At 57.4% G+C, this 14,331-nt stretch carries 17 protein-coding genes; 5 read left to right on the top strand and 12 right to left on the bottom strand.

The window, feature by feature from the left end; all coding sequences use genetic code 11:
• Positions 1-10 precede the first annotated feature (10 nt).
• The 3 genes from odhB to THINI_RS01785 form a co-directional block, all read right to left on the bottom strand.
• Positions 11-1,228 (bottom strand): 2-oxoglutarate dehydrogenase complex dihydrolipoyllysine-residue succinyltransferase, encoded by a 1,218-nt coding sequence (gene odhB / locus THINI_RS01795; protein WP_002706974.1) that lies wholly within the window; start codon positions 1,226-1,228, stop codon positions 11-13.
• Between the two features lie 211 nt (positions 1,229-1,439).
• Complete coding sequence (locus tag THINI_RS01790) at positions 1,440-2,168, bottom strand: anti-sigma factor (protein ID WP_002706973.1); 729 nt, start codon at positions 2,166-2,168, stop codon at positions 1,440-1,442.
• Positions 2,165-2,707 (bottom strand): sigma-70 family RNA polymerase sigma factor, encoded by a 543-nt coding sequence (locus tag THINI_RS01785; RefSeq protein ID WP_002706972.1) that lies wholly within the window; start codon positions 2,705-2,707, stop codon positions 2,165-2,167. Before THINI_RS01785 ends, THINI_RS01790 begins: the two co-directional genes overlap by 4 nt.
• 265 nt (positions 2,708-2,972) lie before the next feature.
• Here THINI_RS01785 and nifW point away from each other — a divergent pair, with 265 nt between their 5' ends.
• From nifW to clpX, 4 genes are read left to right on the top strand one after another with little or no spacing between them, the layout of a single operon-like run.
• Positions 2,973-3,296, top strand: coding sequence for a nitrogenase-stabilizing/protective protein NifW (nifW, locus tag THINI_RS01780; RefSeq protein WP_002706971.1), 324 nt, complete (start codon positions 2,973-2,975; stop codon positions 3,294-3,296).
• 3 nt (positions 3,297-3,299) lie between these two features.
• Positions 3,300-3,788, top strand: a complete 489-nt coding sequence (locus THINI_RS01775) for a nitrogen fixation protein NifZ (RefSeq protein WP_002706970.1) — start codon at positions 3,300-3,302, stop codon at positions 3,786-3,788.
• Positions 3,781-4,659 carry a nitrogen fixation protein NifM gene (gene nifM / locus THINI_RS01770; RefSeq protein WP_002706969.1) on the top strand — a complete coding sequence of 293 codons (879 nt, stop codon included), beginning with the start codon at positions 3,781-3,783 and terminating at the stop codon, positions 4,657-4,659. Before THINI_RS01775 ends, nifM begins: the two co-directional genes overlap by 8 nt.
• Position 4,660: 1 nt before the next feature.
• Positions 4,661-5,962, top strand: a complete 1,302-nt coding sequence (clpX, locus tag THINI_RS01765; RefSeq protein ID WP_002706968.1) for an ATP-dependent Clp protease ATP-binding subunit ClpX — start codon at positions 4,661-4,663, stop codon at positions 5,960-5,962.
• On the opposite strand, the gene THINI_RS01760 is transcribed toward clpX, so the two are convergent.
• From THINI_RS01760 to rsxC, 9 genes are all read right to left on the bottom strand, one after another.
• Positions 5,950-6,978: an L-histidine N(alpha)-methyltransferase gene (locus THINI_RS01760; RefSeq protein WP_002706967.1), complete on the bottom strand. Its 1,029-nt coding sequence runs from the start codon at positions 6,976-6,978 to the stop codon at positions 5,950-5,952. The two genes, clpX and THINI_RS01760, sit on opposite strands and share 13 nt — an antisense overlap.
• A 62-nt stretch (positions 6,979-7,040) precedes the next feature.
• Positions 7,041-7,421, bottom strand: a complete 381-nt coding sequence (locus THINI_RS01755; RefSeq protein WP_002706966.1) for a hypothetical protein — start codon at positions 7,419-7,421, stop codon at positions 7,041-7,043.
• 2 nt (positions 7,422-7,423) lie between these two features.
• Positions 7,424-7,750 carry a (2Fe-2S) ferredoxin domain-containing protein gene (locus THINI_RS01750; RefSeq protein ID WP_002706965.1) on the bottom strand — a complete coding sequence of 109 codons (327 nt, stop codon included), beginning with the start codon at positions 7,748-7,750 and terminating at the stop codon, positions 7,424-7,426.
• A 15-nt stretch (positions 7,751-7,765) separates the two neighbouring features.
• Complete coding sequence (nhaD, locus tag THINI_RS01745) at positions 7,766-9,082, bottom strand: sodium:proton antiporter NhaD (protein ID WP_002706964.1); 1,317 nt, start codon at positions 9,080-9,082, stop codon at positions 7,766-7,768.
• 109 nt (positions 9,083-9,191) lie between these two features.
• Positions 9,192-9,473, bottom strand: coding sequence for an RnfH family protein (locus THINI_RS01740; protein WP_002706963.1), 282 nt, complete (start codon positions 9,471-9,473; stop codon positions 9,192-9,194).
• A complete protein-coding gene (locus THINI_RS01735; RefSeq protein ID WP_002706962.1) occupies positions 9,470-10,168 on the bottom strand; it encodes an electron transport complex subunit E in 699 nt (232 codons plus the stop codon). Before THINI_RS01735 ends, THINI_RS01740 begins: the two co-directional genes overlap by 4 nt.
• The gene (gene rsxG / locus THINI_RS01730) at positions 10,165-10,803 is read right to left on the bottom strand and encodes an electron transport complex subunit RsxG (protein ID WP_002706961.1); all 639 of its coding nucleotides are present in this window, start codon (positions 10,801-10,803) and stop codon (positions 10,165-10,167) included. The genes THINI_RS01735 and rsxG overlap by 4 nt, the downstream gene beginning before the upstream one ends.
• Complete coding sequence (locus tag THINI_RS01725; protein ID WP_002706960.1) at positions 10,800-11,873, bottom strand: RnfABCDGE type electron transport complex subunit D; 1,074 nt, start codon at positions 11,871-11,873, stop codon at positions 10,800-10,802. The genes rsxG and THINI_RS01725 overlap by 4 nt, the downstream gene beginning before the upstream one ends.
• Positions 11,870-13,375 (bottom strand): electron transport complex subunit RsxC, encoded by a 1,506-nt coding sequence (gene rsxC, locus THINI_RS01720; RefSeq protein ID WP_002706959.1) that lies wholly within the window; start codon positions 13,373-13,375, stop codon positions 11,870-11,872. Before rsxC ends, THINI_RS01725 begins: the two co-directional genes overlap by 4 nt.
• A 361-nt stretch (positions 13,376-13,736) precedes the next feature.
• On the opposite strand from rsxC, the gene THINI_RS01715 reads away from it, so the two are divergent.
• Positions 13,737-14,303: an AAA family ATPase gene (locus THINI_RS01715; RefSeq protein ID WP_050987977.1), complete on the top strand. Its 567-nt coding sequence runs from the start codon at positions 13,737-13,739 to the stop codon at positions 14,301-14,303.
• Positions 14,304-14,331: the final 28 nt, after the last annotated feature.

Genomic DNA, 14,331 nt, shown 5'->3' with positions numbered 1-14,331 from the left:
ACCCGCTACCTCACACATCCAGTACCAGACGAACCGGATTTTCAACCAGTTCCTTGATGGTTTTCAGGAAGGTAACAGCACCTTGACCGTCAACGATGCGGTGGTCATACGACAGGGCCACATACATCATCGGGCGGATTACGATTTCATCATTAACAACGACAGGGCGCTTCTGGATCGAGTGCATCCCCAGGATCGCGCTTTGAGGAGGGTTTAGAATTGGGGTTGATAGCAACGACCCAAAAACGCCCCCGTTGGTTATGGTGAACGTTCCGCCGGACAGGTCATTCATATCCAGCTTGCCTTCACGGGCTTTGGCAGCATAACCGGCGATGCCGGATTCAATGTCAGCCAGACCCATGTTTTCAGTGTTGCGCAGGATAGGAACAACCAGACCGCGATCTGATGAAACGGCGATACCGATGTCACAGTAGCCGTGGTAAACAATATCATTGCCGTCGATAGAGGCATTGATTTCAGGGAAACGTTGCAGCGCTGTGGCAGCTGCCTTGACGAACAGGGACATGAAACCCAGTTTCGCTTTGTGTTTTTTCTCGAACTGATCCTTGTACTGGTTACGCAGATCCATCAACGGCTTCATGTCGATTTCGTTGAAAGTGGTCAGCATGGCGGTAGAGGATTTTGCGTGCAACAAACGCTCGGCGATGCGGGCGCGCAGGCGGGTCATCGGTACGCGCTGTTCCATACGGGAACCGGAGGCGGCGACTTCCATTTTCGGCGCTGATGCAGAGGCAACCGGAGCAGGCGCTGCGGCTGGCTTGCTTTCAGGCTTGGCGGCAACAGCGGCTTGCACGTCTTCTTTCAGGATGCGGCCTTGTTTGCCGGAGCCTTGAACATCAGCAGCAGCGAGATCATTTTCAGCCATCATCTTGCGCACGGCAGGGGCAGTTTGCGCTTCGGCAACGGGAGCTGCTGGAGCTTCTTCAGCCTTGGGAGCAGAAGCTGCTTCAGCAAGTTTAGCGGCAACTGCACCAGCCTCCATCCGACCCAGCAGTTGACTGCTGGTGACGGTAGCACCCGCATCTTCCAGAATTTCGGTCAGTACGCCATCAAACGGGGCTGGTACTTCCAGCACCACCTTGTCGGTTTCAATTTCAACCAAGACTTCGTCCTGTTTGACGGCATCACCTGGTTTCTTGCTCCATGCAACCACGGTAGCATCGGCGACAGACTCCGGCAGCACCGGCGTCAGAATCTCACTGCTCATCGTATACACATCCTCATTGGTATTTTGTCTGGAAGCATCCGCAACATGCTTTTGTTTTGGTGGTCTGCGGAATTGTCGACATTATAGGTTTTTTTCCGTATAGGGTCAACGAATTATCTCATAAATTGTCGACATTTTTATGATTTTGATCGTGCTATTTGACAGAAACCTGATCTACCAAACAGCAATTGTCGACACTACGGGTTTACTGTCAGTTATTCAAGGCCAGAACCTGGAGTTTGCCGGTGTACATGACATCACCCATCGGCTCCTTGGCGTCCGCGTGCCCCATTGGCTCTTCGCTGATGGCAAGTTGTTCGATGTGACCCATATCCTTCCAGGTGGTTTTGTCGATGGGCATATCCATGCCGTCGTTGCTGGCTACCGTGCCCATGCGCATGGGTAACATCCCTTTTTGTTTGGGTACACACCACAATACCAGTTCCATCCCTTCCGGTACTGGCATTTCACTCATGACCTTGACGGAAAGCTGCATGTCGGAATGGGCGACCTTGACGTAGGCCATTGGCACATTATGGCTGGACTCCAGTACTGCCACATAATTTTCCGGCTTCATCTTGGGCGGGTTGAGCACAGGGGCAAGAAAAAAGCCCAGCAAAAGCGTCGCAAAGGCGGTCGCAGGCCACTGCCACAACCTCCAGAAAGGCTGCTTTTGCGGTTTATTGGTTGTGGCTTTGCGTTTGGCCTGCAGGTCGAGTTGCTGTTCGAGGTTTTTCCAGATACGGGCAGGCGGTTGTACCGGGGGAATCATTTCCACCAGACCGGCGAACTGTTTCTGGTAAGCGGCGGTCACGGCACGCAGGTAAAAGTGTTTTTCCAGCAGGCTTTCAAAACGCTGGCGCGCCGACCCTTGCAATGTCCCAAGGGCATAGGACATTGCCAGTCGCTCAAACACTTCCGGGTTTTGATAACGCTTCATGACAGGCATAACCTCAATTGTTCCAGACCACGGCGTATCCATGCCTTGATGGTTCCCAAAGGTTTCAACAGGCGCATGGCCAGCTCATCATGCGTGTAACCGTAATAAAACGCTTGCATCACGCATTCCCGCTGCTCTTCCTTGAGGCCACGCAGGCAATCGATTAGCAGCTGGGTGTCTTCGTGCAGGGCAGCGAAGGCGTCTGGTTCCAGCTCCAGCGAGGCAAACTCAAGTGTTTCGTATTCCACATCTACCGCAATGTCAGGCTGATGGCTGAGGGAACGCAGCTTGTCGAGCGCATGGTTGCGGATGATGGTTGTCATCCAAGTCATGGCTGACGCGCGTTCCATGGCGAAACGGGCCGCGTTGTTCCAGATCTTGATGAAACCTTCCTGCAAAACATCCTCCGCCCTGCCCTCATCACGCATCATGCGCAGGCACAGCGAATACAGCCGTGGCGACGCGGCTTCATACAACTGCTGGAAAGCGTGCGCGTCGCCGCGACCGCTGCGCACCAGCCACTCATTCAGTTCATCCACTCCGCAATCCTTGTTTCTTTCTGTTTATACGCTGGATTATGCCATCTGGATGTGGCAAATAACAAAATGGCGTAAATATCGCACAGGCTGCGACCACGGGTGCAGATCACAATGTTTTGTTTCTAACAATCCGGCCAAATACCCTTCTGTCGCAAACCTCACAGGGAGCGTTTAGAAAAACATCAACATATTGAAATAAAAATATTTTCATCTTCTGGCACGACCCTTGCTAGATATTCCCTATCCAGCAACAGGAGACCCTGCCATGACAGATACCGACCTCGAACTCGACCTGGACGAACTGGTCAGCGCCGAAGACTTCCTCACCTATTTTGACATCCCGTTCGACCAGACTGTGGTACATGTTTACCGCCTGCATATCCTGCAACGCTTCCATGATTACCTGTCGAAAGAGGCCAAACCGGCGGATGACGATGGCCTGCGCGAACAATACACCCGCCTGCTGACCCAGGCTTACGGTGATTTCGTGGACTCCGACGCCAAGACCGAAAAGGCGCTGAAGATTTACAAGATGCTGGGGCCGCAGGAAACCTTCGTGCCGCTGGAAGCCCTGTTCGGGAAGGCGTAAGCCATGCGCCCGCGTTTCGATTTCGGCGATCAGGTGCGGGTCATCCGCAACGTGCGCGATGACGGTACTTTCCCCGGCGCAAACATAGGCAACCTGCTAGTGCGCCGGGGCAGCGTGGGGTACGTGCGCGATGTCGGCACTTTCCTGCAAGACCAACTCATTTACTCGGTGCACTTCTTCGACCAGCAGAAAATGATCGGTTGCCGCGAGGAAGAGCTGATCAGCGCCGATGACCCGTGGAATCCCAGCCAGTTTGAGTTCCGCGAAAAAGTCACGCCGACAGTGAAACTGGAAATCAATGGTGAACTGATTGCCAACCCCGGCGATGTCGGGCAGGTATTGAAAGTGCTGCGCGACTTGCCCGGTGGTGTGGCATATCATGTTCGCTTTCCGGGACGTACCCTACAAATCCCCGAAAAGCTGCTCGACCCTGCCCCGGCGGATGCGCCCGACCTGACCGACCTCCCGGATGAGGAAGACACCGATGCCTGAACTAAACTTCGCCATCCTCGGCAAACCACCTGCCTACCGCTACCACCTGTTGCGCAACGCGCTGGAAACTTTTCAGAAAAACCTGCCGCAACTGGATGAAAATGAATTCGACCGGGTCTGCCTCCGCGCCGACCGCAGTTTCCAGTTGGAAACACTGGCGCTGCAAAGCCCTGAAGCCTCCCAAGTGATAGTGCCACCCGAACAGGTCGACGCCGCCGTGCAGGAAATAGCCAACCGTTACCCCGACGACCACGATTTCACCAGTGACCTGAGCCAGAACGGCCTCACCCCCGACACCCTGCGTCAGGCGCTGCAACGCGAGCTGCGTTTCAGCAGCGTGCTGGGTAAAATCGCCGCGCGCAGCATCGACATCAACGACCTCGACGTGCAGCTCTATTACGAGATGAACAAGGAACGCTTCAAACAGGCTGAAACCCGCACTGCGCGCCACATCCTTATCACCATCAACGACGAATACCCGGAAAACAGCCGCGACAACGCCCTGCAACGCATCAGGCAAGTGGCTGCGCAAGCAAGTAGCAACCCCAAACAGTTCGGCAAGCTGGCAAAGCAGTATTCCGAATGCCCCACCGCGATGGAAGGCGGCAAGCTCGGTACCGTGCCGCGCGGCCAGCTGTACCCGCAACTGGACGACAGACTATTCAGCCTGTTCAACGGGCAAATCAGCGAGCCGGTCGAATCCGAAATCGGTTTCCATGTGCTGCTGTGTGAACAGATATTCCCCGCGCGCACCATTTCCCTGAGTCAGGCGCGCCCGCAAATCCGTACCTTGCTTCAGGAGCGCGCCCAGCGCAATTGCCAGAAAGCGTGGCTGAAGCAACTCGAAGCCAGCGTATCCACGGAGCTATGACATGAGCGACAAAACCCCGGCCTGTTCCTTCTGCGGCCAAGTGCAAACCCCGCAAATCCCCCTGATCGCAGGCATGAACGGGCACATCTGCGAAGCCTGCGTGCGCCTCGCCCATCAGGTCATCAGCACTTGGAGCCGCAAGCGCAGCATGAGTGAGCCGCTCAAGGATTCACCCAAGCCACTGGAGATCAAGGCCATCCTCGACCGCTACGTGATCGGCCAGGACATCGCCAAGGAAACCCTCTCGGTGGCGGTCTACAACCATTTCAAGCGTCTGCGTCTGGAAACCGACCAGCCACGCATCTGCACCCACCCCAACAAATCGGTGGTGGAACTCGATAAATCCAACATTCTGCTGCTCGGCCCCTCCGGCACTGGCAAAACCCTGCTGGCCAGCAGCCTTGCCCGTATCATCGGCGTACCCTTCGTCATCGCCGACGCCACCACCCTGACCCAGGCCGGTTACGTCGGTGAAGATGTGGAAAGCATCATCGCCCGCCTGCTCGACAGCGCTGACGGCAACAAGGAGCTAGCTGAATGGGGTGTGGTATACATCGACGAAATCGACAAACTGGCGCGCAGCGGTGAAAACTCACACGGCACCCGCGACGTCGGCGGTGAAGGCGTGCAACAGGCACTGCTCAAACTGGTGGAAGGCACGCAAGTCAAAGTCCCTGCCAAAGGCCGCAAGGATCAAGCCCCGATCATTCTCGACACGCGCAACATCCTGTTCATCGTCGGTGGAGCCTTCGCCGGGCTGGAGAAACTATTGGAAAAACGCATGAAACCGGGCGCGAAAGGCATCGGTTTCCACGCCGCCCACGCCAACCCTACCGAAGCCGACAAGCTGGCCGACAAAATGCGTCTGTTCAGCGAAGTACAAGCGGAAGACCTGCGCCATTTCGGCCTGATCCCCGAATTTATTGGCCGTTTCCCGGTCATCACCGCCCTGCACGATCTGGACGAAGAAGCGCTGGTGCGCATCCTCACCGAGCCACAAAACGCGCTGACCAAACAGTATCAGCAACTGTTCACACTGGATGGGGTGGAACTGGATTTTACCGACGACGCGCTGCGGGCGATTGCGCAGAAAGCGATTGCACACGGCACTGGCGCGCGCGGCCTGCGTGGCGTGCTGGAAAATCTACTGCGAAAGCTGATGTTTACCTTGCCCTCCGAGGAAAATGTGTCGCGTTGCGTGGTGACGGCGGAAGTCGTCAACGGTGCGGCTGACATCGCGCTGGAATACCGTGAACCCGCCACCCTTCCCGCCCCCGAAGCAACCCGTGCTCAGGAAGCCTGATTGCTGCTTTCGCTGCCTTCAACCACCAGCAGGTTGAGGCTGTAAAGCGCATCCTCATCCACCCACTGCTGTTCCAGCTTCAAGCCGGTTGCATCCACCAGTGTGCGGATATCCTTCTGGCTGTATTTGTAGCTTTCGTGGATGAGGATGTATTCATCAGTGGCAAACCCGACCCTCAGCCCCAGGCTGGCGATGTACACCTGTTGAGGGCAAACACTGCGCAGGTAAATCTGCATACAGCCGCGTACCGGGTTGTAATGGCAGTAATAACCGAAATTTTCCGGTGCAAAATCGGCATCCAGTTCGCTATTGATGCGGCGCAGGGCATGGTGGGCAAAGGCCAGCGACACCTTGCGCACGGCGCTGTCCTGGTCGGTGCAGCCGTAGTTGGCATGGAGCATTTCCAGCGGCTTTTTCAGGTCAATCCCCAACAGCAGGCGATCGCCCGGTTTCAGCTCCGCCACCATGTTTTCGCGCAACAGGCGCGCGGCCTCGGCGTATCCCACATGGCTGATGTCTGACCCCAGCCACAACAACAGGCGAGGCTGCGCAAGAGCCTGGTCGAGCACGTTCAGACCAGCGGTGTCAGCAATTACCCCCAGCAGGCTGAGGTCGGGGTAATCCCGTTGAAGACGCTGGATGCTGTGGGAAAGGAAATCACCCGCAATGTCGATGGGTGCAAATTGCGTATTACCCTGCTGGTGCAACAGGGCTTCAATGGCGCGGCGCGTCTGCTTGTTACTGCGGCTGCCCAATTTGACCAGCGCGGTATTGTCTTTCAGTTGCTGGACGATACGTGGCGCAAACCGGGTCAGCAACGTATCTTCGGCTTGGGCCATGTAGCACCGCTGGCTTTGGGTCAGGCGCTCAAACAAGCGGGCATCGCCACTAGCCTCGTACAGGTATTTGATCGGCAAAGATTTTTCTTCCGCCAGCAAACCCTGGCAAATGGCCCGGGTGAAGTGGTCAGCGTGAATCCTGACATCCAGGCTGACAAAGTGGTGTGGAAAAGTCACGGCAAGCCCCCTGTTTTTATATTGCTGAGGGTTGGACAATGGAAATACCGTGAGGTTTCAGGTCACTCCCCTAACGCAGGCAACAAGCGCGGATCGCCCTTGATCTCGTCGCCCTTGCCCCACACCATCACCGCTTCCACAAACCATTTACTCTTGCTTGGATGTAGCTGCAACACGTCGTATTCGGCAAAGAAACTGCCATCGGGGTGGAACAGCAACGAACCCAGCTTGTAGCCGCCAGTGGGGTGCATCCACACCCCAACCAGCGAATCCTGCCCCGTGAACGTGTCGCGTTGCAGGCTGTATTGCAGGTTGTCGCCCAGCGCCACATCAGCGCATTTTTCCGGAAAGCCGAGTTTGATAATTTGCCGATTCAGTTCCGTGCAAATGGCTGCGGCTTGCGGCGCGGCGGCGCTGATTTTGTCTGCCAGACTATCACTCATAGCTAACCCCAATCTTCCTGTGGCATCAACAGGCTTTCGACCGGCTTGCCGCCCACCAGATGTTCTTCGATGAAAGTGGGCAGGTCAGACTGTTTCATCCCCGCATACATCACGCCTTCCGGATACACCAGTACCGTCGGCCCTTTGTGGCATGGCCCCATGCAGCCGGTGGAAGTGACCTGCACTTTCTGGAACAGCCCGCGTTGATCCAGTTCCATTGTCAGCGCGGCGAACAGCGAAAAGCTGTCCAGCGCCCCACAAGAACCGCGCGGATGCCCCGGCGGGCGTTGCTGCGTACAAACGAATACATGTTTTTCGGGTTTTGCCATGGTTGATTACTCCTGTTACACACCATTAAGCCATAAATGCGCCAAAATGCTGGCCGCGTAGCCGAGCATGATCGCGCCTGACCATTTCAAATGAGAATTGAAGGTATAAATGCCGCGCGCCTGCCCCATCAACGCCACCCCGGCAGCCGAGCCGATCGACAGCAGCGAACCGCCCACGCCCGCCGTCATGGTCACCAGCAGCCAGCCGCCCAGGTTCATGTCAGGGTGCATGGTCAGCACCGCAAACATCACCGGAATGTTGTCGACGATGGCGGAAATGATTCCCACCAGAATCCCCGCCCACACAGGCCCCAGCCCGGTATAAATCACCTTGGAAACCATCGCCAGATAACCCAGTGCCCCCAGCCCGCCGACGCACAGGATCACCCCGTAGAAAAACATCAGCGTATCCCATTCCGCCCGCTGCAACTGGGTAAAGATGTCGAAACGCCCGACAGCCCCCTCCGCCATGTCATTTTCCGGAATGTTGTCGGAAACCTTCAAATACCAGCCAAACAGTTTCAACAAACCCAGACCCGTCATCATCCCAAGCACTGGCGGCAAATCCAGCGAGTTATGGAAAGTCACTGCCATCAGGATGGTGGTCATGAACAAACCCAGGATCACCAGCCCGCCACGCTTTACCTTGATCGTCTCAGTCAAAGCCGCCGGATGCCCTTTGTCAATAAAAAACGACATGATCAGCGCAGGCACGAACCAGTTCACCACTGAAGGAATAAACAGATCAAAGAACTGCCAGAACTGTACGGTATGCGACTGCCACACCATCAGCGTAGTAATGTCGCCAAACGGGCTGAATGCACCGCCCGCATTGGCTGCCACCACCAGATTGACGCACGACATGGCAAGGTATTTTGGCCGGTCGGGCGCAACCGCGATTACCACCGCCGACATCAGCAGCGCCGTCGTCAGGTTGTCGGCGACAGCGGAAATAAAGAACGCCAGGATGCCCGTTACCCAGAAAATCCGGTACAGCGAAAACCCCTTCGACACCAGCCAGGCACGTAGCGCGGCGAAGATGTTGCGCTCTTCCAGCGTGTTGATGTAAGTCATCGCCGCCAGCAGGAACAGCAACAATTGGGCGTATTCCAGCAGGTTGTGATCGAGTATGGCCGCCATTTCTTCCGGCTTGCCAATGCCGTGGTAAGCCAGCGCCACCAGCACCCAGATAATCCCGGCGGCGAGGATGACAGGTTTGGATTTGCGCATGTGCAGGCGCTCTTCCAGAATAACGAGCGTGTAGGCAGAAAAAAAAGTCAGCAGGGCAATGATGCCGTAACCACTGCTGGTGAAACTGGTTAATTCGCTCACGGTAGTTCCTTAAAAAGGGTTGCAGGAATCGGCATCATGCGCGCGCTGATTTCAGCACGTCGTTGAGCAAAATCATTACTTCCGCATAATTAATGTTGCGGTGCGAACCTCATTCGTCATCGCCGTCATTGTCGCGGTCACGACGTTCGACTGTCTCCGGGTCGGCGGTAATCGGGCGATAGATTTCCACCCGGTCGCCATCGCTGACCTTGGCATCCAGCTTGGTGAGCTTGCCGAAGATCCCTACCGCCTGATTGTCCAGATCAATGTCGGGGAACTGCCTGAGCAGGCCGGAATGCTCGATGGCTTCCTGCACGGTGCTGCCATCCGGCACTTCCAGTTTCAGCCAGGTCTGTTTGAATTTGTCGGCGTATGCAATGCCTACATTCATGCCTCACCTCCCGCCAGCGTGGCGTCATTGACAGCGGCCGCCTTGCGTTCACGCCGCGCGGCCAGTTTGCCATCCAGCACCCGTTTGCCCGCCAGCAGGAAACCCAGTGCCATGAAACCACCCGCAGGCAGGATCATCAGCAGGAAACCGCGATAGCCGGGGATAATGGTCAGTTCCATGAAGGAGAAAGCCTTGCCCAGCAGCAACGAGGCGCTGGCGAATAAAGTGCCACTGCCGAGGATTTCGCGCACGCCGCCCAGCACCACCAGCGCCAGCGTAAAACCCAGCCCCATCATCAACCCGTCGAATACAGCGGGAACCGGCGAATTTTTGGAAGCAAACGATTCCGCCCGCCCCAGAATCGCGCAGTTGACCACGATCAATGCAATGAACAAACCGAGTACCTTGTAGAGTTCATGCACCCAGGCATTTAGCGTCATATCGACCAGCGTCACCAGCGTAGCGATCAGGGTGATGTAGACCGGAATCCGCACCGCCGGGCTGACCCACTGGCGGATTAGGGATACCAGTAGGTTGGACATGACCAGCACCGCCGTGCTCGCCATGCCCATACCCAAACCATTGGTGGCGGAACTGGTCACTGCCAGCACTGGGCACAGCGCCAGACCCTGCGCGAACACCACGTTGTTGTTCCAGACGCCATCCGAGGCAATCCTTTTGAAGTCGGTGCTCATGGTTTCACCTCCAGCATTTCGGTCTTGTGCGCAGCGAAAAATTGCAGGGCTTCGTGAATGCTTTTCACCACCGCACGAGGCGTAATGGTCGCACCGCTGAACTGATCAAACTGACCCCCATCTTTTTTCACTTTCCACTGCTCTTCGGGTGGATTACCGAGCGACAGGCCGGTGAATCGGGTGATCCAGTCGGACTTGGCTTCCTCGATCTTGTCACCGAGGCCGGGGGTTTCCTTGTGGGCCAGCACGCGCGTGCCGAGGATTTTGCCGTCAGGGTCAACCGCGATAATGGTGCGGATTTCACCGGCGTAGCCGAAACCGACGGTTTCCCACACCAGAGCAGTTACCTTGCCCGCTTTGGTGCCCTGATAGACTTTGACTTCCTTGCCATCCGCACCAGTCAGCAGCAAGGGTTTGGCGACCATGTTGTTGTCGTGCAATTCATGCGGAACCACCTGTTCCAGCGAGACTTGCAGGTCTTCCATCTGGCGCTGGGCAATCGGTGCGCGGGTGGCATTGTCGACCCCGACCAGCAGTCCGGCGGCAATCGCGGCACATACGCCCAGCAAGGCAGCCTGATAGGGAATCTTGTCCAGCCACTTTTCCACGCCGGTTTTCACGGTAGCGTCACTCATGACTTGCCTCCGGTGCTGACGTAGTTGAGCGGCTCGCCCTTGCGGTCACGCCCGTAAATGCGCGGGCGCAGGTAATGGTCGATCAGCGGGGTGAGCGCATTCATCAGCAATACCGCGAAGGCCATGCCTTCCGGGTAGCCCGCGAAGGTGCGGATCACGTACACCAGCAGCCCGCAGCCCGCACCGAACAGCAACTGCCCAGTCGGAGACACTGGTGAGGTCACGAGATCAGTGGCGATGAAGAACGCGCCGAGCAAGGTTGCCCCCGCCAGCAGATGCACGTCCGCGCCGGGAAATTTTTCCGGGTGAAGTGCGTGCATGATGGTGGCCAACAACAGCAGCGTGCCGATCAGTGATACCGGAATGTGCCAACTGATAATGCGTTTCCACAGCAGGAACAACCCGCCACCCAGCAGTAACAGCGCGGAGGTTTCTCCCATGCTGCCGCCGATCATACCCAGCGCCATGTCAGCGCCGGATGCCATGTCGCCCAAGCTGGAAAGCAAATGCCCCTGCCCGGTTTCGGTACGGATATGCCCCAGCGTGGTCGCGCCGGTATAGCCGTCGGGAACCCAGCCGCCGAAAGTAATCTGCAAACCCTGCATGAAATCCGGCGCACCATCGGTAAATAACGGGGCTGGATGCGCCCAGGTGGTCATTTCCAGTGGGAACGAAATCAGCAGCGCCACCCGCGCCACCATCGCCGGGTTGAACAGGTTCTGGCCGATGCCGCCGAACACCTGCTTGCCGATCACAATAGCAAGGAATGCGCCCAGCACCCCGATCCACCACGGCGCGGATGGCGGCAAACTCATCGCCAGCAGCCAGCCAGTGAGGATCGCGGAACCGTCGGACAGATATTTGCCAACCGGCTTGCCCATGATTTTCAGGCTGATGGCCTCAAACAGCAGGCAACCGAGGATGGTGGCCAGAAACAGGTTAATGGCAGGCCAGCCGAACAGATATAGGCCGAAGGCAGTCGCGGGGGCAAGCGCGAGCATCACCAACAACATGGTGTGCTGCACGCTCTTGCCGGAATGGGTATGCGGGCTGCTGATCATCAGGCTCATGCGGTCGCTCCTTCGGCTTTCTTCGCGGCAGCGGCCTTTTTGGCAGCGGCTTCACGTTTGCGGCGTTCCATCGCTTCCTTCTTGGCGCGGGCTTGGGCTTCCATGCGGGCATTGCGGTGGTCGATCAGGCGCTTGGTTTCATCCTGCTTGTGCTTGGCGCGCTGGCGGTTGGCCAGTTCACCCTTGGCGTAGTTGAAATACTGCACCAGCGGGATATGCGACGGGCACACATACGAGCAGGAACCGCAGGCGATGCAATCCATCAGCCCCAGTTTGGTGACCGCATCCAGATTACCGGCGCGGGCGTTGGCGGCCATTTCCAGCGGCAGCAGACCGCATGGGCAGGCTTGTACGCAACTGGCGCAACGGATGCAGGGCGATTCCTGGTTTTCGGAAACCTCTTTGGCGGTCAGGGCGAGGATGCCGTTGCCGCCTTTCACGGTCGGCACGCGCGTGTCGGGCAGCACATTACCCATCATTGGCCCACCACTGATCAGGCGGGCGGGTTCGGTGTTGAAACCGCCGCAATGGTCGATCAGGGTTTGCACTTTGGTTCCCAGTAGCACCCGCAGGTTACGCGGCTGCGTAATCGCCCCGCCGGAAACGGTGACGACCCGCGACACCAGCGGCTTGCCTGTCCGCAGGGCTTCGTGCACCGCCAGCGCGGTGGCCGGGTTGTGCACCACAATGCCGATGTCGGCGGTCAGGCCGCGCGCGGGCGTTTCCAGCCCGGTGAGGGTTTGCACCAGATGCTTTTCCGAACCCATCGGGTAGCGCATCGGCAGGCCGATCACCTGGATGTTGGGGAAATCCTTGGCTGCTTCACGCAGCGCGGCCTGCGCTTCCGGCTTGTTGTTTTCGATACCGATGGCGATGTTTTCCACGCCCAGCGCGTAGGCCATGATGCGCACGCCGTCGATGACACCATCCGCTTCCTCGCGCATCAGGCGGTCGTCGCAGGTGAGGTAGGGTTCGCATTCCGCGCCGTTGATCACCAGCGTGTGCAGCGCGTAGCGGTTGCGCAGGTTGAGCTTGACGGCGGAAGGAAAGGTTGCCCCGCCCATGCCGACGATTCCGGCAGCAGCGACGCGGGCAGCGATTTCGGCAGGCTCCAGCGCGAACGGGTCGGCTACCGGGTCGAGTGCGATCCACTCATCCTTGCCATCCGGTTGCAGGGTGATGGTGTGTACCGACAGGCCGGAAGCGTGATGCGCCGGGTAATGCCCGACCCCGACGATACGCCCGGAGGTGGGCGCGTGCACGGGCGCGGAAATCATCCCCTGGCTGTTGGCCAGCAACTGCCCCTTGAGCACGTAATCACCGCGCTTGACCGCCGGTTTCGCCGCCGCACCGATGTGCTGCTGCAAGGGGATATGCAACAGGTCGGGCATCGGTAAGTCTTCGATCGGCTGGCTGGCGCTCAGGGTCTTACAGTCGTCCGGATGTACACCGCCACGGATGCGGAACAGTCTGGTGATTTTGTGGGTGCTGAGGTATCCCATGGCATTTCCTCTGAAAGGCTTTGGGAAGGTTATGCAGGGAGCGTGCCAGAGGTTGGACGGGGCGTAGGTGGCTGAATAGATAAGGCTTTTATGGAGTGTTTATTGGTGGGGTTTGTGACAAGGGGTGGGGGATGTAGGGTTTGCGACATCCATGTAAAATTACAGCACCGTACTCTGTATCTAAAAGAAAACAGGAGGTGCGTGCTAGACTACGCTGATTGCCACCCAGGTCTACCAACCCATGGAAAAATTCTTCAATACCGCAGGGCCGATCATCCCTGAAGACCATTACCACATCGACCCGTTGCACCGCCTGGACTGGGAGGAAGTGCAGCACCTGATCGCCAGCAAGAAATAATTCGTGCTGCACGCCCCGCGCCAGACCGGCAAAACCAGCACCCTGCTGGCGATGATGAAAGCGCTGAACGAAGCAGGCCGTTATCAGGCGCTGTACGTCAATATCGAGGCCGCGCAGGCGCTGCGCCACGATGTGGGTGAAGCCATCCGGCTGATTTGCGAAGCCATCGAAGGTAGTGCCGAAGCTTATGGCATCGAAACCGGGCTAGGGGAAATCAACCGACGCCTGTTCAATGAAAAGAGTCCGACCGGGGCGCTAACCCGCTTACTCACGGAATGGGCAAAAACCAGCAGCAAGCCAATCGTATTGATGCTGGATGAAGTCGACGCACTGGTGGGCGACACCCTGATTTCCCTGTTACGGCAAATCCGCGCCGGTTATGCTCAGCGCCCGAATGCCTTCCCGCACAGCATCATCCTGTGTGGGGTGCGTGACGTGCGCGATTACCGGATTCATAGCTCCGACAAGGAAATCATCACCGGCGGTAGCGCCTTCAACATCATCCATCAGCGTATGGGGCTGCTAATACTGAGACTGAAGTTAGACGCGATGATTTTCGATGCTAATTGATGACTTGATGCAGCAACATCATGGCATC

The sequence above is a fragment of the Thiothrix nivea DSM 5205 genome, from assembly GCF_000260135.1.
Taxonomy (GTDB): Bacteria; Pseudomonadota; Gammaproteobacteria; order Thiotrichales; family Thiotrichaceae; genus Thiothrix; species Thiothrix nivea.
This window is presented reverse-complemented; position numbering and strand designations above follow the sequence as displayed.